Origin of the sequence: Nostoc sp. TCL26-01, from assembly GCF_013393945.1 — a bacterium.
Classification (GTDB): Bacteria; Cyanobacteriota; Cyanobacteriia; order Cyanobacteriales; family Nostocaceae; genus Trichormus.
On the sequence record NZ_CP040297.1, the window covers coordinates 3,082,271 to 3,108,419 of the forward strand.

At 40.6% G+C, this 26,149-nt stretch carries 23 protein-coding genes, 1 tRNA gene, 1 pseudogene and 1 riboswitch; of the genes and pseudogenes, 16 read left to right on the top strand and 9 right to left on the bottom strand.

Annotated elements, in window-relative coordinates; translation table 11 throughout:
- Positions 1-87 precede the first annotated feature (87 nt).
- Positions 88-5,304 (bottom strand): caspase family protein, encoded by a 5,217-nt coding sequence (locus FD725_RS13330; protein WP_179051528.1) that lies wholly within the window; start codon positions 5,302-5,304, stop codon positions 88-90.
- A gap of 637 nt (positions 5,305-5,941) precedes the next feature.
- The gene (locus FD725_RS13335; RefSeq protein WP_179048567.1) at positions 5,942-6,262 is read right to left on the bottom strand and encodes a multidrug efflux SMR transporter; all 321 of its coding nucleotides are present in this window, start codon (positions 6,260-6,262) and stop codon (positions 5,942-5,944) included.
- 725 nt (positions 6,263-6,987) lie between these two features.
- Here FD725_RS13335 and FD725_RS13340 point away from each other — a divergent pair.
- The 7 genes from FD725_RS13340 (at position 6,988) to FD725_RS13370 (ending at position 11,310) form a co-directional block, all read left to right on the top strand.
- Positions 6,988-7,437, top strand: a complete 450-nt coding sequence (locus FD725_RS13340; RefSeq protein WP_179048568.1) for an Hsp20/alpha crystallin family protein — start codon at positions 6,988-6,990, stop codon at positions 7,435-7,437.
- A 294-nt stretch (positions 7,438-7,731) separates the two neighbouring features.
- Entirely contained in the window at positions 7,732-7,980 is a 249-nt protein-coding gene (locus FD725_RS13345) for a helix-turn-helix domain-containing protein (RefSeq protein WP_179048569.1), read from the top strand.
- 459 nt (positions 7,981-8,439) lie between these two features.
- The gene (locus FD725_RS13350; RefSeq protein WP_179048570.1) at positions 8,440-9,168 is read left to right on the top strand and encodes a hypothetical protein; all 729 of its coding nucleotides are present in this window, start codon (positions 8,440-8,442) and stop codon (positions 9,166-9,168) included.
- 76 nt (positions 9,169-9,244) lie between these two features.
- Positions 9,245-9,442: a 50S ribosomal protein L35 gene (gene rpmI / locus FD725_RS13355; RefSeq protein ID WP_179048571.1), complete on the top strand. Its 198-nt coding sequence runs from the start codon at positions 9,245-9,247 to the stop codon at positions 9,440-9,442.
- Between the two features lie 27 nt (positions 9,443-9,469).
- Entirely contained in the window at positions 9,470-9,826 is a 357-nt protein-coding gene (rplT, locus tag FD725_RS13360; protein WP_179048572.1) for a 50S ribosomal protein L20, read from the top strand.
- 12 nt (positions 9,827-9,838) lie between these two features.
- Positions 9,839-10,663 (top strand): transporter substrate-binding domain-containing protein, encoded by an 825-nt coding sequence (locus tag FD725_RS13365; RefSeq protein WP_179048573.1) that lies wholly within the window; start codon positions 9,839-9,841, stop codon positions 10,661-10,663.
- A 122-nt stretch (positions 10,664-10,785) separates the two neighbouring features.
- A complete protein-coding gene (locus FD725_RS13370) occupies positions 10,786-11,310 on the top strand; it encodes a tetratricopeptide repeat protein (protein ID WP_179048574.1) in 525 nt (174 codons plus the stop codon).
- An 89-nt stretch (positions 11,311-11,399) separates the two neighbouring features.
- Here the strand turns inward: FD725_RS13370 and FD725_RS13375 are convergent, their stop codons facing one another.
- Positions 11,400-12,089, bottom strand: coding sequence for a hypothetical protein (locus FD725_RS13375; RefSeq protein WP_179048575.1), 690 nt, complete (start codon positions 12,087-12,089; stop codon positions 11,400-11,402).
- Between the two features lie 329 nt (positions 12,090-12,418).
- On the opposite strand from FD725_RS13375, the gene FD725_RS13380 reads away from it, so the two are divergent.
- Both FD725_RS13380 and FD725_RS13385 read left to right on the top strand, forming a co-directional pair.
- Positions 12,419-13,000, top strand: a complete 582-nt coding sequence (locus FD725_RS13380) for an NADPH-dependent FMN reductase (protein ID WP_179048576.1) — start codon at positions 12,419-12,421, stop codon at positions 12,998-13,000.
- Between the two features lie 142 nt (positions 13,001-13,142).
- A complete protein-coding gene (locus FD725_RS13385) occupies positions 13,143-13,787 on the top strand; it encodes a hypothetical protein (RefSeq protein ID WP_179048577.1) in 645 nt (214 codons plus the stop codon).
- A gap of 790 nt (positions 13,788-14,577) precedes the next feature.
- On the opposite strand, the gene FD725_RS32460 is transcribed toward FD725_RS13385, so the two are convergent.
- Positions 14,578-14,700 (bottom strand): hypothetical protein, encoded by a 123-nt coding sequence (locus tag FD725_RS32460; RefSeq protein WP_256871907.1) that lies wholly within the window; start codon positions 14,698-14,700, stop codon positions 14,578-14,580.
- Positions 14,701-14,763: 63 nt separating this feature from the next.
- Positions 14,764-14,835, bottom strand: a tRNA-Cys gene (locus tag FD725_RS13390).
- A 350-nt stretch (positions 14,836-15,185) separates the two neighbouring features.
- On the opposite strand from FD725_RS13390, the gene cpdA reads away from it, so the two are divergent.
- Positions 15,186-16,016 carry a 3',5'-cyclic-AMP phosphodiesterase gene (gene cpdA / locus FD725_RS13395; protein WP_256871908.1) on the top strand — a complete coding sequence of 277 codons (831 nt, stop codon included), beginning with the start codon at positions 15,186-15,188 and terminating at the stop codon, positions 16,014-16,016.
- 56 nt (positions 16,017-16,072) lie between these two features.
- Here cpdA and FD725_RS13400 read toward each other — a convergent pair whose 3' ends face one another.
- The gene (locus tag FD725_RS13400; protein ID WP_179048579.1) at positions 16,073-16,669 is read right to left on the bottom strand and encodes a chromophore lyase CpcT/CpeT; all 597 of its coding nucleotides are present in this window, start codon (positions 16,667-16,669) and stop codon (positions 16,073-16,075) included.
- A 161-nt stretch (positions 16,670-16,830) separates the two neighbouring features.
- Here FD725_RS13400 and FD725_RS13405 point away from each other — a divergent pair, with 161 nt between their 5' ends.
- Positions 16,831-18,057, top strand: a complete 1,227-nt coding sequence (locus FD725_RS13405; RefSeq protein ID WP_179048580.1) for a lipopolysaccharide assembly protein LapB — start codon at positions 16,831-16,833, stop codon at positions 18,055-18,057.
- Between the two features lie 61 nt (positions 18,058-18,118).
- A complete protein-coding gene (locus FD725_RS13410; RefSeq protein ID WP_179048581.1) occupies positions 18,119-18,673 on the top strand; it encodes a peroxiredoxin in 555 nt (184 codons plus the stop codon).
- 1 nt (position 18,674) lies between these two features.
- Here the strand turns inward: FD725_RS13410 and cbiE are convergent, their stop codons facing one another.
- Together cbiE and FD725_RS13420 are read right to left on the bottom strand one after the other, a co-directional pair.
- Positions 18,675-19,892, bottom strand: coding sequence for a precorrin-6y C5,15-methyltransferase (decarboxylating) subunit CbiE (gene cbiE / locus FD725_RS13415; protein WP_179048582.1), 1,218 nt, complete (start codon positions 19,890-19,892; stop codon positions 18,675-18,677).
- Between the two features lie 25 nt (positions 19,893-19,917).
- The gene (locus FD725_RS13420) at positions 19,918-20,700 is read right to left on the bottom strand and encodes a class I SAM-dependent methyltransferase (RefSeq protein WP_179048583.1); all 783 of its coding nucleotides are present in this window, start codon (positions 20,698-20,700) and stop codon (positions 19,918-19,920) included.
- A gap of 166 nt (positions 20,701-20,866) precedes the next feature.
- Positions 20,867-21,023: riboswitch (cobalamin riboswitch) on the top strand.
- 97 nt (positions 21,024-21,120) lie between these two features.
- Between FD725_RS13420 and cobG the strand changes: the two are divergent.
- From cobG to FD725_RS13435, 4 genes and pseudogenes are all read left to right on the top strand, one after another.
- Positions 21,121-22,443, top strand: a pseudogene (gene cobG / locus FD725_RS32965) (precorrin-3B synthase); the annotation flags it as partial.
- A 78-nt stretch (positions 22,444-22,521) separates the two neighbouring features.
- The gene (locus FD725_RS32970) at positions 22,522-23,148 is read left to right on the top strand and encodes a precorrin-8X methylmutase (protein ID WP_306296907.1); all 627 of its coding nucleotides are present in this window, start codon (positions 22,522-22,524) and stop codon (positions 23,146-23,148) included.
- Between the two features lie 2 nt (positions 23,149-23,150).
- Complete coding sequence (locus tag FD725_RS13430) at positions 23,151-23,855, top strand: precorrin-2 C(20)-methyltransferase (RefSeq protein ID WP_179048585.1); 705 nt, start codon at positions 23,151-23,153, stop codon at positions 23,853-23,855.
- A 14-nt stretch (positions 23,856-23,869) separates the two neighbouring features.
- Complete coding sequence (locus FD725_RS13435) at positions 23,870-24,142, top strand: DUF1877 family protein (RefSeq protein WP_179048586.1); 273 nt, start codon at positions 23,870-23,872, stop codon at positions 24,140-24,142.
- 107 nt (positions 24,143-24,249) lie between these two features.
- Here the strand turns inward: FD725_RS13435 and FD725_RS13440 are convergent, their stop codons facing one another.
- Positions 24,250-26,007, bottom strand: a complete 1,758-nt coding sequence (locus tag FD725_RS13440) for an ATP-binding protein (RefSeq protein ID WP_179048587.1) — start codon at positions 26,005-26,007, stop codon at positions 24,250-24,252.
- Positions 26,008-26,149 lie beyond the last annotated feature (142 nt).

The following is a 26,149-nucleotide window of genomic DNA, read 5'->3' on the forward strand; positions in this document are numbered from 1 at the left end:
TTGAATTTTGAATTGGTATTACTTGATCTGGGGTTGAGAGAAAATCCCAGCCCCATATCCTCTCACTCCCCACTTCCCATTCCTTGATTATTCACCGAAACAAAGTTGGTATTCTTCTGTGGTAATATTAGGGTTGGTTGTGAGATAATTGTGTAAGCGATCGCAACCTTGCTGCAACAATTCATCTAAATTCAAGGTTTGTAGTTCTATTCCTGTCAGATTCCACAGTTTAACTGTCCCATCTTGTCCACCAGACACCAGGGTTTTTCCATTAGGACTAAAAACGGCGGTTTTGACAGCACCGCGATGTCCTTGCAAGGTTTGCAACAAGTTACCGTTGGCAACATTCCATAATTTAATTGTGCCGTCATCGCTAGCTGAAACAATGGTTTGACCATCGGGAGAAAAACTGACGTTGTTAACTAAATCATTATGTCCTGGGAGGGTGTAGAGTAATTCACCGTCTAAATTCCAAAGTTTGATGGTTTCATCTTGACTGGCTGAAGCTAGGGTTTTGCCATCAGGGGAGAAATTTACACTCCAAACACTTGCACTGTGTCCTTGCAGCGTCTTGATGAGTTTCCCATCCAAGTTCCAAAGTTTGATGGTTTTGTCAGCACTGGCAGAGACGATAGTTTTACTATCTGGACTAAATTTTACATCAGTTACCCAACCATTATGTCCTGTCAGGGTGTTGAGTAGCCGACCATCTAAAGCCCAGATTTTGATGGTTTTGTCAGCACTCCCAGAGACTAAAATCTTACCATCGGGACTGAAGCTCATACTCATGACCCAATTATTATGTCCTGGTAGGGTACGGAGTAACAAACCGTCACGGTTGCGAATTTGGATAGTTTGGTTAGCACTAGCCAAGGCGACGGTTTGGCGATCGCTAGAGAAGCTGATACTGGTAACATCAGGAATGGGAGATGTGAAACTTTTCAGTAATTTCCCATCTAAACCCCAGATTTTCATTGTATTATCAGCGCCCAGAGAGGCAATATTTTGACCATTAGCGATGAAACTCACATAATTAACACTATCCTTATGCCCATAAAAAGTTTTTGGTAGTGTCCTATTCACGTTCCACAATCTGACGGTATTATCATCACTACCGGAAGCTAAAATTTTGCCATCAGGACTAAAACTCAAACTGTTGACTTCATGAGTATGTCCAAAAAAAGTTCCTAGCACATTGCCATCACGCGACCATAACATAATACTTTTATCAGCGCTGGCGGTAGCAATTAACTGACCATCGGGTGAAAAAATGACTTTCCATACGCCTCCGTTATGTCCCTCTAAGGTTCGCAGTAAAGTTCCGTTACGACTCCAAAGTTTCACGGTATGATCAGCGCTAGTAGAAGCAATTGTTTGTCCATCACGACTAAAACTCACACCCCTGACTTCTTGAGTATGCGCAGGGATAGTTGTGAGTAAGCGACCGTCTAAACTCCAGAGTTTAATTGTCCCGTCATCACTGGCGGAGGCAACTGTATCACCCTCTGGGGAAAAGCTGACACTATTTACACCTTGGCTATGTCCGTTCAAAGTTAAGAGTAACTTGCCTTCACGAGTCCAAAGCTGCACAGTACTATCACTACCCCCAGAGGCAATAATTTTACCATTGGGGGAAAAATTGACACTATTCACACCTTGGCTATGTCCATTGAGAGTGGTGATAAATTTACCGTTGCGTTGCCAAAGTTTGATGGTGTTGTCTGCACTCCCAGAGGCGATAATTTCTCCATCAGGGGAGAAACTGACACTGTTGACTGCATCACTATGACCTGTAAGAGTGGTGATAAATTTACCGTTGCGTTGCCAAAGTTTGATCGTGTTGTCTGCACTCCCAGAGGCGATAATCTCACCATCGGGAGAAAAACTTACACTTGTCACCCAAGAGTTGTGTAACAATCGGTTGCGTTCTTGGGTGCTATAAACAGCTTGTTGCAGAATATTTGCCGTCTTCATGCGGGTATTGACGGGAATTGCGGGACTAATTTTTTGTAATTCCCTTCCAGCTTGAACACTAGTTAAAAGTGCTTCTAATTGTTGGTGAGAGAGGAGAAAGTTTTCTGAGAGAGAATTTAGGGCTTGAATTTCTTGGAATTGGGCTTTTTGCGTTTGTTGGTACGCCAGAACAGCTAGACCAAAAGCAGTTAACCCCAAAGTACTAATAATAGCTATTGCCCGTTGTGCTTGTTTGAGGCGATTTTGTTCCTTTTGCTGCTGTCGTCGTCTTTCGTTGAGACAAGCTTCGAGGAAATTTTGCACATCACCAGACAACTCATCGGTGTAGTTGATATAAATTTCTTCCGCTTCTGCTAAACGTACACCTGACAATAAAAAGTCAGCTTGTTGGTCATTTTGTTGCCATAATGCTGCGGCTTGTTCAATTTGACGACGCGATCGCAGTCTACTACGATTCTCTTCCAACCACCAGCGCAATGTTGACCAGTAGCGGATGATGATTTCGTGGGCTACTTCTATTGTGACTGGGGGAGTGAGGAGTGGGGAGATAGGGAGATGGGGAGAGGGGGGGATGGAGTAATTTTCTCCTTCTCCCCTTATCCCATTTTGAATTTTGAATTTTGTTAGCGCAGCGTTAGCGAGTCCGCGAGCGTCATTTTGAATTGATTTGTCCCCTTGTCCTCTTATTTCCCACTCCCCATTTACTACTACCAACTTCGCGTTAGTCAATACGTCCAATGTTCTTTCTACTAAAGCAACGGGATATTTTTTGACAATTAATTCAGACTTTAACACTCGTCGTCTTGTGTCTTCTGTGCCTTCACCTAATTGTGTCAGGGATAAGAAAATCCAGCGAGTACATTCTTGGGCTTCGCTGTCTAAACTATCATAGACAGCTTGGGCTTTTCCTTCTAATGCACCTTTAATTCCCCCTAAATATTGCTGGTACGCTTGTAAAGTAATCACACCATTGTCTCGATATTCCCATAACTGTTCGAGAACAAATTCTAGTAACGGTAAATCGCCGGGGGAGTGGTGTAACTCTTGTAATAATACTTCTACTAATTCTGATTCTACTGTTAACCCGACTTGTTCGGCGGGATTGAGAATAATCCGTCTATATTCTTCTAAGGTTAAACAAGGTGGTAGCAACACACTCGACTGTTGCAACAGCTTGGCTAAATTAGGGATTTCTAAACAAGCAGCGATGAAATCTGCCCTTAAAGTAATAATTAATTTAAACTTGTCTGCGGCTAACTCCAATACCCCGAAAATAATGTCTAAAAACTTTTGTCTATCTTCACTAGGGGTAAGGGTGAATAATTCTTCAAACTGGTCTACTACCAAAACTACCATTGGTTCTGGTCGTTGCTGTACCCAATGAGTAAATCCTTGTACCCCTTGATACAACATCCCTTCTAGTTGCAGCTGTTGGTAAGCTTGTTCTCTAGCAGTACCACCATCTACCATGCACATAAATAAGGCTGCCAAGGGGTTGACACCAGGACGCAAGCTATTTATCCACCAGTCTTCACTCCCGATTAATTGCTGACCACGTCGCAGTTGTGCAATGACACCAGCTTGCACTACGGAAGATTTACCACTGCCAGAAGCCCCCACCAAAGCAATAAATGACTTATTTGTCAAGTCTGTTATGAGTTGCTGAGTGAGATTTTCTCTCCCATAAAAATACTGGACATCATCTTCCCCAAAGGCTTGTAAACCCCGATAAGGACAAATACCCAAATCTAAGGTGGATTTTGGTTGATTACCTGTACTCGCAGGAATAATTTCAATTACGCCTTGTGTACCCGATAGCCAGATATGTAGGGGAAATGTACAAGATAGTTGCAGTTGAGTAATCCATGTTGCGGCTGATAAGCTAGGTTCTGCTTGGGCTGCTTGTAGGCTGGAGTGTAAAACCTGGGTGAATTGTGCGAGATTTTCTGGTGGTGAAGTTGCCGCGATGATACATTGTCCTTGTTCAAACCCCAGTTGTAAATCTTCTACCCAATCTTGTAAGGATATATGACTTTGTTTGTGAATCGGACAATCGAGGATGATAATTTGTTGGGTGTATGGCGATCGCCTCAGTTGCTGTCTTAACCAAGAACGACTCAGTCGGATATTGTCTCCCACTACTAACACGGGTTCACCGACTTCGGTTTCTGCTAGTCGTCCACGCAAATATAAAAGTACTGTGGCAAAAGTCTGGTGTTGATGATTTGTCTCTAGTTCTGTACTTTGTAGACAGGCTGAAATTATAGTATGTAAATCTTGGTTATTGTTAGCTCTCGGCCAATACTCAATCTCAAATCTACCCACAGTCCCTAAAAGTTTACTCAAAGCTAGGGTAGTTTGATTCGTCGCCAGTCCTTCGATAATTAAAGCTTGTCGAGAATCAACAGACGCAACCAACGCAGGTTTGATTCCCAAAATCACTTCTCCCACACCTTCGACAATCCGCTTGGGTGTTTGCATGGGATATTCTGAATAAACCTTAGTTTCTCCCCGACTGCGATTTTGTTGATTGATTAGCCGTAATTGCTGGTTAGTTTGTTCAATATACTGTCGTGTCTGGTGATAAACATAGCGGTAAAGTCCGTCAGCATCAATCAAACCTTGAATATCGGCTGCTTCCCCTCGCAACCCCCGCATCAAATAATATGTAAATACTCCATGTCCTAATTCGGGAAATTCCCAAGACTGTTGATGGCTATCACAGGAAAGTAAAGCGTAAAATCCTTTACTTTGTTTTGCTCGTTGGTGCAATAATTCCACCATTTGCGGTGTAGGATTGGGCAGAGATGATCGTGTCAGGTGACTTCTTGCACCTGTAAATGTGAGGCTACCACTATGACACGCATCCAACCAAACTAACTGTGTCTCAGCTTGACTGTTTCCCAGACATTGTAAAAGTTCTTGTAATCCTAAACCTGTGTTGAGTAAGTCATCTGTTTGCGTATCTGCTAGACACAAAATTGCTTGCTGGGAATTTGCTTCCAGCATTCCATGACCAGAAAAATAAAATAATATTGTATCCTCTGGTTGAGCTGCTTTCACAACTTGATGTAAACTGTCTCGGATGATGGCAAGTGTGGGCAATTGGGAAACAAAATCATGATGAACCCACGCGGCTTTTTCTGGGAACCTTTGAGTTGCATCGTTCAAAGCGGCGGCTAAACCTTGACAATCAACCGCCGAGTATCGCAATGCAGGTAATCTTTCATCTTGGTATTGATTAACTCCTACTAGCAATAGCCAAAGTTTTGCTTCCCCTGTCGCTAGGGTAGAAGTTGAGTGACTAGTTGCAACACCGAATGGAGACATTCTTCTACAGGCTAGGGAATAGTAACGCAAGGCGGAATTCGTAATTCGTAGTTCGTAATTCTCGCCAAATGCGAGAAGCAAGCTACGTAATTCTTAATACCCTACGGGTACTCCAAAGGAGAACTTGTCCGCGTAGCGTCTCCCTAAGTATTACTATTACTAACATTTACGCTTTCAAAATATCATAAACTATGGGGCTACAGCTATATTCTATAAGTTTTTCTCTATTTATATCTATTTATATCTATTTATATCTCCAACAATTAGCCAAACTGGCTACACTAACTAGTTGGTTTCTGTTAATGTATGAAGTGTCAAGTGATTGCAGGCTTTACTGTCATCATGAGACTAGACTTCTAAAAGCACCATCGGCAGACTAATGTACTTCAGTCTGCTGCTTATTTCTACAAAGATTGTTATCAAATTTGTGATAGCGATCGCTAAAAACTCTCGTAGCTTCAAGAGTAACATTTAAACTTGTAACCCTTTGTTGATTTCCTCTGTTTTTCCCTCGTTCATTTTCCTATGAACGAGGTTTTTTATTAGTCATTAGTCATTGGTCATTAGTCATTAGTCATTAATTAGTTCCTTCCCTCTCATACTTCTTCTCTCTAACCTCTAACCTCTAACCTCTAGCCTATTTACCTGAATTTATGCCAATTACGCCAACAATAATTAACAGCATGGAAATAAATTTCACAAATGTCATCGATTCTTGAAACCAAATCATCCCTATCCCAGCAATTAAAGTTGTACCTAAGCCTGACCAAACAGAATAAGCAATACTGATATCAATTTTTTGTAGTGATAGCGTCTGAAAAGTAAAACAAAGTCCATAAAATACAAATATTAAAATCGAAGGCATTAATTTATTAAAACCATCTGATAGTTTCATGCAGGTTGTCCCAGAAACTTCAAAAATGATTGCTACAAGCAAGTAAATCAAACTTGTTGACATATGGGTGATGAATTTTTGACAAGCGAAGATGTGATATCAGCAGCAATATCAAACTGCTTCTGCCTGACAGCAATCTTAGAATTTTGCTATCCATATTTCTGCTATCTGGACAACAGTGTTTCGGCAATTTTTGTAGATAGGGAAAACAGTAGAGACGTAACATTGCCAAGTCTCTACATAATTTATGTGTATCATGCGTGAAATGGTATCAGAGGTTGTTTGAAAAGTCTAATATGTTGCTCTTATGGGCGATTAGAAATCGCGTCTACACAGACAAAACCCACCTCCGTGGGTTGGAAATCCTTGATTTTGTATTAGTCTGCGGAGGCAGACTTTGCCTGTGTAGTAGCAAATTATATTCGCCCCATACTTTTCAAACATCTTCTCAGGTTGTGCAGTGCAAACCGATGGGAACGCCAAAGGCAAACACATAACTCAATACGGTTCAGTTAAGCAGAAAAGTAGGTTGGGTTGAGCGACAGCGAAACCCAACAAAGTCTTGATACTGATAACTGATAACTGGTTTAAATATCTGGTGTTGTTGGGTTTACCGAATATCAAAAATACTGGTTTACCGCACCTTAGCACACCTCATATTGTGGTTCGGTCATCATCATTTGCTAGGTGATAATAACCGAATTTACACCAGCTTGTTTTCTGAATATCATGAGAACAAATCAAACATTAAAACATTGAATTGATTACCAAATATAGGAGGTATGAATATGACAATGGCACGTTGGAATCCTTGGCAAGATTTAAATACTCTGCAACGTCAAATTAATCAGTTATTTGAGGAAGATATGCAACCTTCTACATTATTAGAAAGAGGCTTAACTAGAGTTCCGGCTGCTGAATTGCAAGAAACCGCAGAAGCAATTCACCTCAGACTGGAAATTCCTGGAGTTGATGCTAAAGACGTTGATTTACAAGTCACTGACAAAGCGGTATACATTAGTGGTGAACGTAAATCTACTACTAAGACTGAAGAAAAAGGTGTCTTTAAGAGCGAATTTCATTACGGCAAGTTCCAACGAGTAATTCCTCTACCTACACGCATTCAAAATACTAATGTTAAAGCAGAATATAAAGATGGTATTTTGAATTTGCTACTACCCAAAGCCGAAGATGAAAAACACAAGGTTGTCAAAATTAATCTAGAATCTGTCGGTTAATGTTATCAAGAATCCAGATTTGATTGCGGAAACTCAAGTAGGGTGAGCAATGCTCACCCTATAGGTTCAGAGGGGGTGGGGGAGGTGAGGTTTTTAAGATTTTGATGACCTACATTCCGCAGGCAGAGTTGTAAATGCTACATTTTAAAAACCGATCATAAACTGATACTTAATAACCGATTTTGGGTTTATCCTATATTAGGTTTTATTATATAAAATAAACCTCAAATTTAACACTTGAGACTTACTCTCATATAGGGTAAGTAAATTGTCGCAAACAACAAACTAATTCATGTGTCTAAATCTGTCTTTACAGAAAGATATAATCGATTTCGCCAATTGCTCATCAAAGCTCGCCAAGCATCCAAGCTTACTCAAGCTGAACTATCTACAAAGCTTTCGCGTCCGCAGTCATACGTATCAAAGTATGAACGTGGTGAACGCCGTTTGGATTTAATTGAATTCCTGGAAATAGTAGAAGCACTTCAGGTTGAGCCGGAAACATTTATAAAAAAATTGCTTGAAGAAAAAGAGGAGAATTAATTATTATTATTCAATTTTCGGATTTCAATAATGCTGACAATATTATCAGTGCAAATTATCAACTAGAATGGAATGAAATTAGTAGTAGTCTTACTATAGCAGTTCCCAGCCAGATGAGGTACAGTCTACTCTCTAGCCTCTAGACTTAACGAAATGTACTTCTCTAAAGAGAGAAACGCTATATTGAGAAAACAGAATATGAATACATCCAAGTAGAATATGGGTAGAAAAAGGTCTTTGAGTAATTGGAAACTACAATCTGTAGACTGCGCATGAATAATATTCTAATAGATGAAAAATTAATTAAATATTATATTTTGTTGTATACTAATTTGGTATTTTTTTAATATTTATTGATTTTTGAAAATACCAGATTAAAGTTAGGAACATTAATACTTGTCAATAGTCTTCTTATAAGAACTTGATTAATCTTACTAACTTATTATAGGAGAAGTATTTATGAAATCTATATCATATCTATCTATTAACATCACTCGTAAATTCTCGACAAAATTAGTTTTAACTCTGGCACTAACTAGTCTATTATCTTCTGGACTTGGTTTAGCTAGTTATGATAGTGCGATCGCTACTTCTGCCACAAAAGTCATACAACTAGCACAAAGCTCACAAAATCGCTTACCTAGATATATTGCTAGAGCAGTACTCAGGGATGCTTCACGGCGTTCTGGAGTGGTAATTAGTAGTTTACAAATTACTCAAGTTACACAAAAAACTTTTGGTAATTCCTGTGAGTTCAACTTTGGGGAAATCTGTACTAAAGAATATCGTCCGATCCAGGGTTGGGAAGTTGTGGTGAGGGTCAGGAATCAATCTTGGACTTATCATGTCAATCAATCTGGTTCCCAAATCGTTCTTGATCCTAAAATTAATGTCGGTGGTAATAATTCACTACCGAGAGCGATCGCTAATAAAATTATCAATGATGCGGTTAGACGTTCTGGTGTCACTCGACGGGAGATAGAAATCACTCAAGTTACACGAAAAACCTTTGGTAATCCCTGTGAGTTCAACTTCGGGGAAATCTGTACTAGAGAATTTAACCCCATCCAGGGTTGGGAAGTCGTAGTGAGGGTCAGGAATCAATCTTGGACTTATCATGTCAATCAATCTGGTTCCCAAATCGTTCTCGATCCGCAGGTGGTAAATCCTGGACTGATCACGCCTTGATCTGCGAGTGAGACAACTATCGCCAAAGGCAGCTAATAGTATATAATGAGGGATTGTGTCGAATTAGAACCAATCCATGCCTAAACTTAAAACACGCAAAGCAGCAGCGAAGCGGTTCCGCGCCACAGGTAGCGGTAAAATCGTCCGTCGCAAAGCTTTCAAAAACCACTTGTTAGAGCATAAAAGCTCTGACAAAAAGCGTAAATTTTCCAAAATGGCAATAGTAAACGAACGCGACGAAGAAAACGTGCGTTTGATGCTTCCTTATTTGTAAATCTGTTAAGTCTTCCAGGAATAAAATATGACACGGGTAAAACGCGGTAACGTAGCTCGTAAACGCCGCAATAAAATTCTCAAACTAGCTAAAGGTTTTCGTGGTTCTCACTCAACTTTGTTTAGAACCGCCAACCAACAAGTAATGAAGGCCCTCCGCAGCGCTTACCGCGATCGCAAAAAGAAAAAGCGCGATTTTCGCCGTCTGTGGATTACCCGCATTAATGCTGCTGCTAGACAACATGGTTTAAGCTACAGTCAGCTAATCGGTAATTTGAAAAAAGCCGACATCCAACTTAACCGGAAAATGTTGGCACAGTTGGCAGTACTCGATCCTGCTAGCTTCGGCAAAGTGGCACAGTTGGCAAGTCAAGCTAAAGGTTAAAGGTGGTAACGGATGAATAACGGATGTAACAGACGGCAAATAATCACTCGGTTACATCTGGTATTATCCGCCACTGTGATTTGTATTTGCTGTTTTTTGTTTTTAAAAACAGAATTCGCGGCATCTGCTGCACAAATGTCAGAAATTAAACGCCAAGGTTATCTAACTGTAGCGGTTAAAGACAACTTGCCCCTTTTAGGATTTAAAGATACTAGTGGCAAGTTACAGGGGTTAGAAATCGATTTAGCACAACAACTAGCAGCAGATTTGTTAGGGAAAGCCAACGCTGTTAAGTTACAACCTGTAAATAACCGCGATCGCTTATCTGTAGTATTTAATCACAAAGTAGATATAGCGATCGCCAGAGTCACAGCTACAGAGTCTCGCGCTCGTTTGGTCAGTTTTAGCGTCCCCTATTATATGGATGGGACTTTTTTAGTCACTAAAGATGCTGGTATACAGCAGTTAGATGATTTAGCAAAACGGAAAATTGCTGTACTCAACCACTCCAGCACAATATCGGAAGTCCGCTACTACATACCCAATGCCGACTTAGTAGGAGTCGATTCTTACCAAGCAGCACAAGCAGCCATAGAAAACAATCAAGTCGCCGCTTTCGCCGCCGATGCTAGCGTTCTTAGCGGTTGGGTGCGAGAAAACCCCCAATATCGACTACTGCCAACGAAACTATCCACAGCACCCCTATCTGTAGTCATGCCCAAAGGATTGCAGTACGATGAGATGAGGAGAGAAGTTAACGAAGCGATCGCTCGTTACATTGCTCAAGGTTGGTTAAATGAACGTATCAAGTATTGGGGATTAGTCATTAGTCATTAGTCATTAGTCATTAGTCATTAGTCATTAGTTCTATACTCAGCACTCCCTCACTCCCTCCCTCTCAGTCCCCAAAAGACCGATAATAGATGTAGAAATAACTTTAATATTTTGATTTGTAGGCAATGGATAACAATCTCGCTGTTGTGTATCTTTCTGTTTTGGTGGGTTTGCTGACATTTGCAGTTGTGAGTGTTTTCCGCCAGTTGTTCAAAACTCGTAAGCGTGAAAGTGCGTTATCACGATTACGGAATAAGTTGAGTAAAGACACAGGTACAGCTCAAGAATACTACGAACTAGGTTGTATTTATTCTGAGAAAAAAGTGTTTGCTCAGGCTATACCATTATTCCAAAAAGCTCTTAAACAAGCGGAAGTAGAAGGAGAGGAAAGTATTGCTCCTATATACAATGGTTTGGGTTATGCTTATTTTGCTCAAGAGCAGTATGATTTGGCAATTCGTCAGTACAAAGAAGCATTGAAATTAAAACCCGATTATGTAGTAGCTTTAAATAATTTGGGTCATTCCTATGAGCGGAAAAAATTGAATACTCAAGCACTACAAATGTACGAAGAAGCACTCAAATTTGCTCCTAATAATTCCACCGCTAAACGTCGCGCTGAATCCTTACGTCGCTTAGTATCTGCGTGATTTGGAAAAATTAATTCTTCCACGGTGCGAGAGATCCCCGCTAGAGATGTAGCAATGCTATGTCTCTACTGATTGTTAGATAAATAAATCTAAACTCGACAAACTATTTCTTGGGTCTTACCTTGGTAAGTCAGTTGGCCAGACGAAACTACAGTATCAATATGAAAGTTAAAGTTCGTCACACCTATACCTTGTTCACCCACGACTTCTAAAGTAAATTCCCCCCTATGACCAGAACTACCATGATCAGATATGACATAGTTTTTACCAGATGTTGGTGCAACATACTTAACTCTGCCCACTTGCTTTATAATAGGCTGACAGGTTTTGATTGTCTCCACGACTCCTTTGTATCCGTTAAATTCTTGATTTGCCCATTGCTCCCGAACCACTGACGCAGCATTTATTCCCGGAAAACTGCTATTGTTAATCCAGATAACAGTTAAGGCAAGTAAAGCAACTAGCCATCCAATTAAAGTTGAGATTCTTGATAATAAAACTCTCTGATGGGAACTAGATTTCCTGCGTGGAAATTCACAAGCAATACGAATCCCTACAATGGATAGCAAAAACGCAAAAGGCAAAATGATCAAAGGTGAAATGGGATAGTATGATGTCTGGAGTAGTAAATTTAAGAGGATGGGTGAGCTACCAACTAGCAAACCAATCGTGCCACCTAACACCAGAAATGATGGCTCGATTTTAGATGCTTGAGAAGACATTCCTTGAAATATTACAGCAGTTGCACAGATACCAAGAAGATATAGCGATAGCCCCATATTTATTCCCAAGTAAAACCACCCGTTAATGCTCATTTCACGATAGTTGAGCAAATAAATATTTGCGGGGGTAAATAAACCAATATATGCACTTATAAATCCTCCCGATACAACCAATAGCGAAATAATGTTCTTTCTCACGTACCAAGCGTTCCTTTAAACAAATTCTTTCTCTCAATATATCGATATCGGCAACTGTAACATTGTTTTCATCCCGACGTACTACTTCAATCTCATCTCCTGCACCAATTTCACCTTACAGCCAGTAGATGATAAATTCGATGTATGGCTAGACTTTGAACTATTTATTTAATTAAAAATCATTCATCATGAGCTTTAAAACAGTAGTCTTCTATGGTTCCTACAGGAGCGATCGCCAGGGCATCAAAGCTGCTACATTCATGATTGATCAGCTTAGGCAAAGAAACCATGAGGTAATTTTTGCCGATGCAAAGGAGTATGACTTTGGTATCTTAGACCGGATGTATAAAGAATATGGCAAAGGTCAGGCTCCTGCAAAGATGGCAGAACTGGCAGAGCATATCCGAACAGCAGATGGTTTTGTAGTTGTTGCGGGAGAATATAACCATTCTATTCAGCCAGGATTAAGCAATCTCATGGATCACTATTTAGAAGAATACTTTTTCCGTCCGGCTGGGATTGTTTCTTACTCAGTTAGTAGCTTTGGCGGAGTCCGAGCAGCCATCCAATTACGCGCTTTTCTGTCAGAAATGGGAATGCCTACTATTTCCAGCATTTTTGCTATTTCCAAAATTGCGGACTCTTTAGATGAAGCAGGTGTTTCACAGGAAGCAGCTTTGACTAAGAGAGTCAGTCAATTTTTGGATGAATTAGAGTGGTACGAAGAAGCATTGCAACGGCAAAGAAAAGAAAAAGGAAGTCCCTTCTAATCAACTCAGGATATTGTTAGTCAGCCTGCAGGAAAGTAACTTTAGCAAAAAATTAGCTCGATCTCATTTAACTAAATTGCTTTGGCTATTGTTGGATATTAAAACCAAACAAAAAATAGGGAAGTCCAAACTTACTTAATTTATGACTATACCGCACCGTCCACCTATCCTCAAACCGTCAGAAACTTACACATTTCGCAAATACTTTGATTTAAGATTCGCTCCAGCCGACATCTTGCGCGAATTAGGTGCAAGTTTAACCAAAGCGCATATAAATTTCCCAGTTAGTAATCATCAAATCACTAGATTAGCTGAGTTAAAACAGCGATTAGAAGAAGCAATTACTCGTGTCAGTCTCACTAGTGAAGCAGCAAGAAGAGAAGTTTTGATTGCCCCCATCTTGTTAGAAGTGGCTCATATTACTGAAGCAATAGTCAATATCGAATATCCCATTGAAGTAAATCAATTCCTCCGAGGAGATTTGGACTATTACTTACAGTCTCAACATCAAATACTGATTGTAGAAGCAAAACAAGCGGATTTAACAAGAGGATTTACACAACTAGCTGTGGAATTAATTGCCATAGATTCCTGGATAGAAGCGGATGAACCTATATTGTATGGTGCAGTGACAACAGGCGATATTTGGCAGTTTGGTAGTTTCCAACGAGCTAGTCGGCTGATAACTCAAGATTTAATGCTCTATCGTATCCCAACCGATTTGCAGGAACTAATGCAAATATTAGTGGCTATTCTCAACTCATCAAATTCCATTAAAAGTGCCTAGTTGAGAGCGATCGCCCTACTCCCCGTAAGCATCACTGCCTTATACCAATTCACTAAAAATCTGATACAGGTCCAAACACGGAAACCCTTGTAGAACAAGGCTTTCTTAATTTTGAATTTTGTTAGCGCAGCGTAAAGCCTTCTCTTTCAGAGACGCTAACGCGAACGGCATAGCTTCTCTACGAGACGCTACGCGAACGCTTATACCAATTTCCTTTAAATGTGAACAGTAGAGACGTTGCATTGCAACGTCTCTACATAATTTATGTGTATCATGATTAACGTGAAATGGTATTAGAGCGAGTCCGCGATAGCGCAGCGTTAGCGACGCAGGAGCGTCGCGTCATTTTGAATTTTGAATTGGTATTAGAGGACGTTGGAAAAGTCTGTTTCTTTGTCATGTTGAATGCAGCGTAGCGGAATGAAACATCTCGGTATGTGCCACAAAACCTAGATTCTTCCTGACGCGGAGCGTCAGGAAGAATGACATTTTTATACCTACTAAAACTTTTCAAACACCCTCTTATACTGGAAAGTAGGTACTGCAATGATTTCAATGAATTGATGTTCAATAACCGAATTACCGTGTCTTTTGATTGTTCTGTTACTCCTTGTAGAAAAAATATCAGCTACTGATGCCAATTAAAAGACTTATGGCTAGTTACTTCACAGATTGCTTTTTTAACTTAACTACTAACCCTTGATAAATCTGATCTAACCACATAGAAATCACTGGTTGACCTTGTTGGAAGCGATCGCTTTTTCTCGGTCAAACTCCACAAGCGAAAGTATCAGTCTTCTGCCTTGGCAGCTTTTTTCTTTACTGCTCCCAACAGCATCAAACGCTTTCCCTCACCAGATTTAAACAACTCAAGCTCTTTGTCTTTCAGGGTTTTGACCTTTTCACTAGCCAAATCAAAACCCAGGTAATACACAATCTGTTGACAGTGACAAATAATTAGTTAATGTACAACTAAAGGCGACACCCGGATTTGAACCGGGGGATAAAGGTTTTGCAGACCTCTGCCTTACCACTTGGCTATGTCGCCGTATCCACAGTGAACAACTATAACACAGTTTTCTTGAACTTTGCATCCTACTACAGAAAAATCTTGTCTATGCTTGTGGAAGGATGAAAGTAAAGGCTATGAATATAGACAAAGATTATCTAACTTTATTTACAATAGCGTTTACACTTCTGTTAATGAGTGTCGTAAAATACAAAAAAATCATAATTTACTCCTTAAGATAGATGAAAAAGTTAAAACTTATTAAAACGTTTAAAATAAACATTTGATGTAATTACTAAAGTTATTTGCATAGAAAGAGAACAGAGAACAGAAAACAAGAGAGGTAGAGGTATACGGAGTTTTGGAAAAATTAAATATGAGTCTTATATATGAATCCGCACAAGTTGCTGAATTTAAAAATGAATCAAATGTCTCCGATAAAAATTGCTCAGATCACAGATACGCATCTGTTGGCTTCAGAAAATCAACGGTTACAAGGTATATTCACAACAAAGTCTTTCTTGGCTGTGATGAAGAGGCTAGAAGAACTACGCTCAGAAATTGATTTACTTTTGTTAACGGGAGATTTGTCTGGAGATAGTACACCAGCATCCTATGAAAATCTACAATATTACTTGAATTTACTGCAAATCCCGACTTACTGGCTGCCAGGAAACCATGATTGTGCGATCGCTATGGATAAAATATTAAATCTGGGGATGGTTTCTCGACGTAAGTCTTTTCAGCGTGGGAATTGGAATTTTGTCATGCTGAATTCTTGCACTCCGGAATTTTTGCATGGTTATCTGTCGGCTACAAGTTTAGAGTGGCTTGATTATGAGCTAAAAATATTAGGCAACAATCCTACTCTAGTTGCTTTACATCATGCTCCTTTTTCTGTGAACTCCACATGGATAGATGCTACTTGTTTGAAAAATTCTGAAGAGTTTTTTGACATTGTTGATCGTCACCCACAAGTCAAGTTAGTTTTATTTGGTCATATCCACCAGGAATTTCAACACCATCGCCACAATGTTGATTATTTAGGTACTCCATCAACTTGCTTTCAGTTCCAATCTGAAAGTCCAGCTTTTGCGATTAATCAAGAATATCCTGGATTTCGGTTATTAAAACTATATGCTAACGGCACATGGGAAACCGAGATTGAGCGAGTTCCCTACGCTGACACGATAGAATCAGCGATGACGACATTATCATGAAGTAATTTACGCCTAATGTGAATTATGACCAATGACCAATGACTAATGACGACTGACTAATCACCCAACCTCACTTCATCAGCAAAACTCTGGCGGCGGGTAAAATAAAAAGGCCCAGCAACGGAACCCCAGATATGCTCATCTGTTTCTAAATCTCGTCCACGGTCAAGACTAATAAATTTCTCTTCGTCAATTTCAAATTCACTATCTAGATAGGTTTTTTGTCCTTTGCGAAAGACTATGCAACCTTTTCCTGGTTCTACTTTGCCTTGAAAGCTATTACCAGTCCACTCGACAATCATGTTACAGCCAGGGAGTTTTTCTAGAGCATCGCTGCTTAAAGTTTTCAGGAGTTGGGGCTTACGAGATGCACCATAGAAGTTTTCTTCTTGCTTAACAGTGTAGTTTTCGATGTGGATGCGATCGGCTATCGTCATCAATTTTAATACTCGTAGGCGATAGGGTTCATTCAGCATATAATCATAGGCTTGTTCCACAAAAAATCCCACCCCAGATAATACTTCCCAAGGAAGGGGACGCATACATACCCGAATATGAGCATAAAAAGGCGGATTTTCGAAAGCTTGTGCTTGATTGCTAAAATCAGATGCCATCCAGCGTGCTAAGGTAGCGATATCTGTAGAATGAGTCATTACCAAATTTGCTTAAAAATTATCTGCAAGTATTTTAATGTGTAATGGGGACTGGTGATTGGGAACTGGGGACTGGTGATTGGGGACTTAGGATAAGAAGAAATGATAAGTGTGTCTTGCGTTTTTGCCTTTCTCCTGGCTCACATAATTATAGAATACCTATGTTACGGCAATTCAGTGTTATTGTTACAGTCGCTATCTTCTGGCAACTTGCTAGTTTCTCAACGTTAGCTGAGACTAAAGATCCGCAACAAGCTGACAAGTTTCCTCCTAGTCCTTTAGAGATTACTACACCTGATCCGCTTTTACCATCTTTGCGTGGTAAACGACCTCTGACTCTTCCAGAACGGTTAAAATTAGAGGCAGCATTAGATGAACTCAATCAACAAGCGGCGGCGACATTACAAGCTGGAGATAAAGTAACTGCGTTTGAGATTTGGAACCGGGAATTGCGCTTGCGGCGATATTTGGGTGTTGTGGCGGAAGTGCAAGCACTCTCAAGAGTGGGGGATATTGCTTGGAGACAAAGCGATCGCCAGGAGGTACAATACATCAATCAAAGGTTGCAGGCAATTGAAAAACAAGCGCAACGAAAAAACAAGAATGCTCAAAGCAGTGTTGATTTAGAACTTTTGCAGGCTTTGGGTGATGCTTATCAAAAATTGCGATCGCCTAAACCTGCTATAGCAATTTACAATCAAGTTCTAGCCGTCATGCGACAGCAACAAAATGCTGTTGGGGAAGTAGACACTCTCAAAACAATTGGTGAACTACATTTAAGTTGGTTTGATTATCCTCCTGCGGCTACCATTTATGAGGAATTATTAAAGTCGGCTACGGCTCAAGATGAGTTAACATACTTGCAAAAGCTAGCTTATATTTATCAACAGACTAAGCAGCCAGAAAAATCAATTGATGTATTGAGCAAGTTAAAAACAATTTATGCTCAACAAAATAATCTCACTCGATTGCCTAGTTTGCAATTAGAGATTGGGGCAAATTATGAAACCTTAGCACGGGAAAATCCCATCTTACTACAAGCAGCTTTTAGAAACTACCAAGAAGCATATACTACTGCTTGGCAATTACAACAGTATACTCGTGCGGCTGAAGCTATACAAAAATTAATTCCCTTGTATCGTTCCCAAGGACAAATCAATGAAGCATTACAAGCTGGTAAAATTCTTGTAGAAACTGAGTCATTAGCTGCCAATTTTTACGGGATGATGCAAGCTTACGACCAAATCGGGCAATTATATTTGGTGCAGAAAGAATATTCACAAGCGATCGCTGCTTTTCAACGAGGATTAGAATTAGCTAAACAGTTAAAGCATCAAGAAGCTTATTTTACACAACAAATTGAAAAAGTTCCTCAAGTAAAGTTTTAATTTTTCCGAAAACCACAAAGAATTGTAAAATTATGTAAAGTAGTTATTTTTATCCAAATTTATGGTTTCCCGCCGCAATTTTTTGCATATATTGCTTGTTAGCTGTTTTGCTATCATCAGTTGGCTAAATTTGGTGCCAACGGCTAATGCACTTGGGGGTAAACTACCAGCAATTAATCAACCCGCACCCGATTTTACCCTAGCCACCAACACAGGTGATGGTAAACTTTCTCTCTCAGATTTGCGGGGTAAGTGGGTAGTGCTGTATTTCTATCCCAAAGACTTTACTGCTGGGTGTACTATTGAAGCACGACGATTTCAACAAGACCTACCGAAATATTTAGAAAAGAACGCTCAGATTATTGGTGTTAGCGCTGATGATATAGATTCTCATGCCGAATTTTGTGATTCGGAAGGGCTAAAATTTCCTTTGTTAGCAGATACAGACGGTGCAGTTAGTAAAGCTTACGGTTCTTGGATTGGTTATGTCTCCATGCGTCATAGCTTTATTATTGATCCTCAAGGTGTCCTGCGGGAAACTTTCGTCAAAGTTAACCCATCTGTTCACAGTACAGAGGTGCTAGCTAAACTGGAACAGTTGCAGTCTCAAGCTTAAATTAGCTAAAGCCTTTTATCCCTATCCATTGAGTAACAGGAGACATTGCACGCCATCCTAAAAATTTACCAATAGGTTCGGCTCGTTGAATTGCCATGCGAGTAAAACTACCACCAACTTTTTCGTACCATTGGTATAAAGTTTGCTCACCTTCGATGGTGACGACATTGGCAATTAACCGTCCACCAGAACGCAATGCTTGCCAACAAGTATCAAATAAATTAGCTGCTGTGACTCCACCACCAATGAAAATAGCATCGGGTGTGGGTAAGTCTTGTAAAACTAATGGTGCAGTGCCAGCGATAATTTTTAGGTTAGGAGTACCCAAAGCCGCAGCATTATCAGCAATATACTGGAGTCTAGCAGCATTTTGTTCAATGGCGATCGCCTGACATCGTGGATGAGTCCGTAGCCATTCTATCGATATGGAACCACAACCTGCGCCTACATCCCAAAGTAGTTGTCCTGGAATAGGTGCTAAAGTTGATAGGGTAACAGCTCTCACTTCTCGCTTGGTAAGTTGTCCATCGTGGTGATATGCTTCGTCGGGCAATCCTGGTACTCTGGATAAAGGAACAATCCCCGCATCACCAAGACAATGTACAGCGATCGCATTTAAATCTGCTAATTCTGTTTCCTGCCAAGATGCGGCTATTCCTTGTATCATGCTTTCATGAATGCCTCCCATCCTTTCCAACACCGTCATTTGACTATCCCCAAACCCTCGCTGTCTGAGAATTTTTGCCACCATGCTAGGTGTATTTTTTCCCTCACTCAAAATTAATAATCTTGCTCCCGGATAGATGTAAGCTGGGAGTAAGGCAGGCGGACGACCACACAAACTCAGAGTTTCTACCTCAGTTAAAGACCATCCCAATCTAGCGCAAGCAAGGCTAAAAGATGATGGTGCAGGAATAATCGTCATTTCCGCTACGGGAATACGTCGCGTCAGCGTAGTACCAATACCGTACCATAAAGGATCACCACTCGCTAAAACACAGACAGATTTACCCCGATATTGAATAATTGCTTCTATTGAATCAGTAATCGGGGAAGTCCAAAGAATTTTTTGACGTTCGTCATCAGTTGGTAACATTGCTAAATGGCGATCGCCCCCTATAATAATTTCAGCATGATCAACTAAAGAACGAGCGATCGCACTTAATCCTGGTAATCCATCTTCACCAATGCCGATAATCGATAACCATTTTTTCGTCATATAAATTAAAATCAATTTTCCTGAATTATGTTAATTTCTGAGCAATAATAAATAGGTAGTCTCCTTGATTGTGTTCATATTTTTGCATCACTTTGTTAATCAAACCAGTATCAATATCTACTGTTAGTTTTTGGCATCCAGCCACAATTTCATCCGGGGAAGCAAGTACAGAAAAAGTAGAAATAGCTGAACGTATATTTTCATTTAAATATAGTTCTGGATGGTATTTACCACTATATAAGAATAAGTCCTTTAGGTCTGGCTGTACATTATAAAGCTCAGTTTTTATCAACTTAAAACTAGCCTGACTCAAAGCATAATGTACAGCTTCTAAACTTGGCATTTGTTCAGATGCTTGATGTATAGCTTCTGGAAAATACTCAACTAACCAATACTTTCGCATTTGCTCTGGTGTGGCTGTAAATAACACAAAGTAACCAGATGCTAAAACACGGTAAATTTCCGTGAATGCCGACAATAAATCAGAAAAATGATGAATAGCTAGAGTACACAATACACCTGAAAAAGATTTATCAGCATAAGGTAAATTTTCCACAGATGCAACTTGCCAAGCAACAGCGTTACTTTTGTTTTTAGCAGTGTCAATCATTAAATGTGATTGATCTACTCCATGCCAAATTCCGCCATTTTCTGCTAAAGCTAGTGTATAGTTACCTGTGCCACAAGCCACATCAAGATATAGATTATCTGGCTTTAACTTTAAGTGTTGAATTAATTGACCAGTAATATAAGAATCAGCACAACGGGTTAAATCATATTCTTTACCAATTTGCTCATAAATAGCCATGTGTTTGCATCCTCTAAACTTTACAAACTATTTCTGAATATGACGAAAATTTCTGAATGTTGACAAACCAGAGAGAACAATAACAAAGTATTGACTTCTGTTGAATTGATATTCACCCTAATTAACAAACTTCATTAAGTTAATGCAAAATATGAAGTCTTCAAGATTCTGACTAGCTACTCGTGGTAAATTATTAAAGCTTGGTGTTGGGAAACTTCGGTGTAATTCCGGGACTGTGCCGCAGCTGTAAAGGAAAGGCAAAAGAAAGAGATTTTTCTTTGACTTTCCAAGTCAGAATGCCAACCCCAAATAGTCTGCTGTCTACTCTCTGCGTCACACAGAGAAGGAGTTACTGTTTTGTTGTCTGGTCTTACGCCTTGCCCAGGATTATTTTATGCCACACCTGCCCAAGATGGTACATTGTCTCGCATCAGAATACCAGGTGGGATAATTAATACTATACAGTGTCAAGCGATCGCAGATATAGCTGATAATTACGGCGGTGGTTATGTTGATGTGACTAATCGAGCTAATTTGCAAATCCGCGAAATTCACACAGAAATAGACCCAGCAGTTTTTGCACAACTCCAGGCTTTAAATTTAGGTTCTCATAATCCGAGTGTAGACCAAATCCGCAATATTATGACCAGTCCTACGGCTGGGATTGATCCTCAAGAATTAATTGATACGCGGTTTTTGGTTAAAAGTTGGGATAATTACATAACTGAACATCCAGCTTTATCGGGACTATCTGCCAAATTTAGTGTCTGTTTTGATGGTAGTGGAAAGGTTAAAGTCAGCGATCGCCCTAACGATATCACTTTTGTTGCCGTTTTAATCACAAGTCAAGTTTATTTCCATCTTTACGTCAGTATAGGCGCAAAGGGAGAACTACCTGTAGACACAGGAATTTTCCTACTACCAGAGCAATGTTTACCAGCATTAGCAGCTTTAGCCAATGTCTATCTCGCTCATATTGATGCTAACAGTCAACGCAAACCCCGACTGCGGGAGGTGGTGAATAGTCTAAGTTTGGCAAATTATCTACAAGCAGCTGAGAAATATTTATCTTTTTCTTTGACAAAGAGACAAGGAGATAAAATTCCCCCCCCTCTCCCCCTCCCCCCAACCCCAGAGGGGGCCCCTAAGCCCCCCATCGGTATTCATCCCCAATGCCAACCAGAGTTATTTTACATTGGTGTTGTATTGCCTCTCGGTCGTCTTGAATCTAGACAACTCAGAGGGTTAGCTAATTTGGCACAAAAGTATGGCAGTAGTACACTCAGACTGACACCTTGGCAAAACCTACTCGTAACTGATATTCCCCAACGATTACTAACAGATGTTCAGAGTGAAATTATTGATTTAGGATTAGATTTCTCCAGTACAAATATCAAAAGTGGGTTAGTAGCTTGTTCTGGTAATCGCGGTTGTGCGGTGGCGGCAACAGATACTAAAGGTGATGCACTAAGATTAGCTAAGTATCTCCAATCTCGCGTTACTATAGAACATTCAATCAATATCCACTTTAGCGGTTGTGACAAATCCTGCGCTCAACATCATATGAGTGATATTGCCTTACTCGGTGTCAATGATGGCACTGGGGAGAAGTATCACATTTATGTTCATGACAGTGAAAATCAGGAAAAATTTGGTCGTCAACTCTACCAAAATGTAGCTGTTGCTGAAGTACCCATGTTGATAGAAAAGATGCTGAATTTATACAAAATAAGACGTTTAAATTCAGATGAATCTTTTGGAGATTTTGTTAATAAATATACTATTGATCAATTAAAAACATCATTTTCTCTGTCTTTGCCAATGTCTGATTATATCCGTGATGCTAATGAAATCTATCGCCATTCCTTTGCTATCATTCGGTCGGAAGCCAATTTAGATATACTTCCCGCAGATGTCGCAAAAGTGGCTGTGCGTCTAATCCATGCCTGTGGAATGACGGATATCGTCACAGACTTGGGATATTCACCTACAGCCGCACAGTCAGGCAGGAATGCACTCATCGCAGGCGCACCAATTCTCTGTGATTGTCGGATGGTGGCAGATGGTGTGACAAGGCGGCGATTACCTGCTAATAATCCAGTTATCTGCACTCTAAATGAGCCAGAAGTACCAGAACTAGCGAAAAAATTAGCAACTACCAGATCAGCAGCAGCCCTAGAATTGTGGAAACCTCAACTAGCCGGGGCTATTGTCGCCATTGGCAATGCACCGACTGCCCTATTTCGGCTGTTAGAAATGTTAGATGACGGATGTGCCAAACCTGCTTTGATACTGGGTTTTCCCGTGGGGTTTGTGGGTGCAGCCGAATCTAAAGCAGCATTAGCCGCAGACAGCAGGAACGTCCCATATATGACTTTACATGGTCGGCGGGGTGGGAGTGCGATCGCCGCCGCCGCAGTTAACGCCCTGGCAACGGAGGAAGAATAATTATGACAGCTAAAGGTCGTCTTTACGGTGTTGGTGTCGGGCCAGGAGATCCAGAACTGTTAACCCTCAAAGCATTGCGACTATTACAGTCTGCCCCTGTCATTGCCTATCAATCAGCCACAGATAAGGACAGTATAGCGCGAGCGATCGCCTCTCCCTATTTAACAGGTGGACAAATTGAAGTCCCCTTTCACCTCCCCCGTGCCTTAGAACCAGAAAAAGCCAAAGATATTTACGACAAAGAAGTAGCACCAATTGCCGAACACCTAGCCGCCGGACGCGATGTAGTAGTCTTATGTGAAGGCGACCCGTTTTTCTACGGTTCATTTATGTATGTCTTCACACGCTTATCTGAAGAATACGTAACTGAAGTTGTCCCCGGCGTTTCCTCTCTTATGGCTTGTCCCGTGTCCCTGGGTGTACCCTTCACCTACTACAACGACATTCTCACCGTCCTCCCTGCACCTCTGCCAGCCGAAGAACTCACCACCCAATTATTGACCACCGATGCAGCCGCCATCATGAAACTAGGACGACACTTTACCAAAGTGCGAGATATCCTACATCAATTAGGATTAGCATCACGGGCATTATACATTGAAAGGGCAACAATGGCACAACAAAAAATTATACCTTTAGATGAGGTTGATCCAAATGAAGTACCTTATTTTGCCATGATTGTTATCCCAAGTAAGAATCGGCTATAGGAAGTGCATAAAATATGGGTATGATTGGTCATCTTCAAGCCATCACCACAGAAGAATTAACAAAATTTCTTGAGTGTTCAACTGAAGATGCGATCGTTTCTCTTTTATATGTTGATGGAGAACTAGATACCACTGGAGACTATTTAAATATTGATAAAGCGTGGGATGGTATCAATTTCTTGTTAACGGGTGAACTTGTTGGTGAACCCCCTTTGTCATGGGTAATATTTGGAAACCAAGTTGGTAAAGGAGATGTGCGTGACTGGCTCAACTCCCTTCTTGATTAAGAAATATGACATTTTCTCAGCATATCCTTATATCCTTACTAGCTTAAACCAACTTTCAATCACAAGATTTCTGGAGTGTTAAACCGCAGACGAGGTAGTTTCTTGATTTAACAAATAACGTCTAAATCAGCGTCACTAGATGACAGCATCACAGGTTGTTGATATAGGGGTACTGTAAATGTGACGGTGGAACCGAGTCCTTCGCCCAGGCTGTAAAAATGGACTTCTCCACCCATCGCTTCTATAAGTTTTTGCGATATGGCTAGTCCCAAACCTGTACCACCGTATTGACGGGTGCGGGAACCATCTACTTGAGAAAATAGTTGAAATAGTTTATCCTGTTTATCTAGAGAAACTCCAATACCCGTGTCTGCTACCCTGACTCTGACCATGCCGGGGAATTGGTGGTCTGGAGATTTGCTTTTTTTCAGTACCACATCGGCACTGACTGTAATACCACCTTCGTGAGTGAATTTAATGGCATTATTGACTATATTTAACATAACTTGCAATAGCCGTTGATAATTGCCTTGAACAACGATTTCGTCTGAGGTTAAGGGCAATTGCATTCGGAAGCTGAGGTTTTTGCCTTCTGCTGGCGTACGCATAAAACTATCTACATCCCAGAATAGCTCTGCTAGTTTCACTGGAGCGCAAACTAGCTCCATTTTGCCGGCTTCAATTTTGGCTATGTCTAAGATGTCATTAATGACGTTGAGTAGGTGTAATGATAATTGATGGGCTTCCGCTAAAAACTGATTTCTTTCTTCCGCGTCATCTACCATGTCTTCGAGAATCAGCTTCAAAAAGCCAATCATCCCGTTGAGGGGAGTGCGAATTTCATGGGAGACATTGGCGAGAAATTCACTCTTGAGGCGGGAGGCTTCTTCGGCTTTTTGGCGTGCGGCTTCTAATTCTTTGTATAGAGTAGCATGAGCGATCGCTGTGCCTAATTGATCTGCTACTTCTTTTGTGAGTTCTATTTCGGCGTTTGTTAGGGGGTAGCACTCATCTGGTAAATTAATCGCTATTAACCCATTAGCTTGGTCTTGATAGCAGGTAGCGACTACTAAAATTTTTTGCTGCGGGCATATATTATAACCTGGAACTTCCATCATGATCGGTTCCAAGGTGGCCAAGGCTTGAGCAAATGCGGGTTCAGAACTGACATCTATTTCCAAACCCAGCATCGAACTCCGATTTGGTTGATGATACTCAGCGATAACTCGCACCTTGGAGCTAGAAGGCTGATAGGGACAAATAATACAACGCTCTAGCCGCAGTGCTTTACCTAAACTATCTACTGTTTGTTGCCAAATTATATCTAAATCCAACGTCCGCCGGATGTTTCTGGTAATTTTATTTACCAGTCTTTGGTGTTGTTGCGATCGCGCTGTTAAATCTATCTGTGTAGGAGTAGTAATAGCGACGTTGACTTCTTGGTTGCTCACCTTAACTTGTAACAATCTGCCTAATACCAGAACCGTAGTTGCCGCAGTTCCCAAGGGAGGCATCATGGGACAGATGACTAATTCCAACTCGAATAAGTTATGGCAACAGCTAAACCAGCAGGGAAACTTTTCCGGAACCAAATTTGTCAACACTCGATGCAATCGTTCCATGTAAGAAACCTTATCCACTGGGGTAAAGATTTCTTGCCCATTGCATTCAGTGATTATTTGCTGTGGGTTGGACTGCAAAAGTTCACTTTTCTGCCAATAAAAAGACAGGTAACGTCCTGTCCCATCTTGCGTATATACCAACTCAGCACCGAGAGTTGGTAATAAGCCGTCAGCCTTATGGTTAATCGATTCCAAGGTTGGAGGAAATCTATTTGGCAATTGGGAATTGGCAGTAATAGTCATTACATCGAATCGAGTTGGATGGACAAAGGCAACTCAAAACAGTTTTGCTAAGGCTTGGCAAAGCTTCAGGTAAAATTTTACAGCTTTGACATACTGAGTATTGCGTATTTTAGCTGTTCTGGGATCTAGATTGACAAAATTT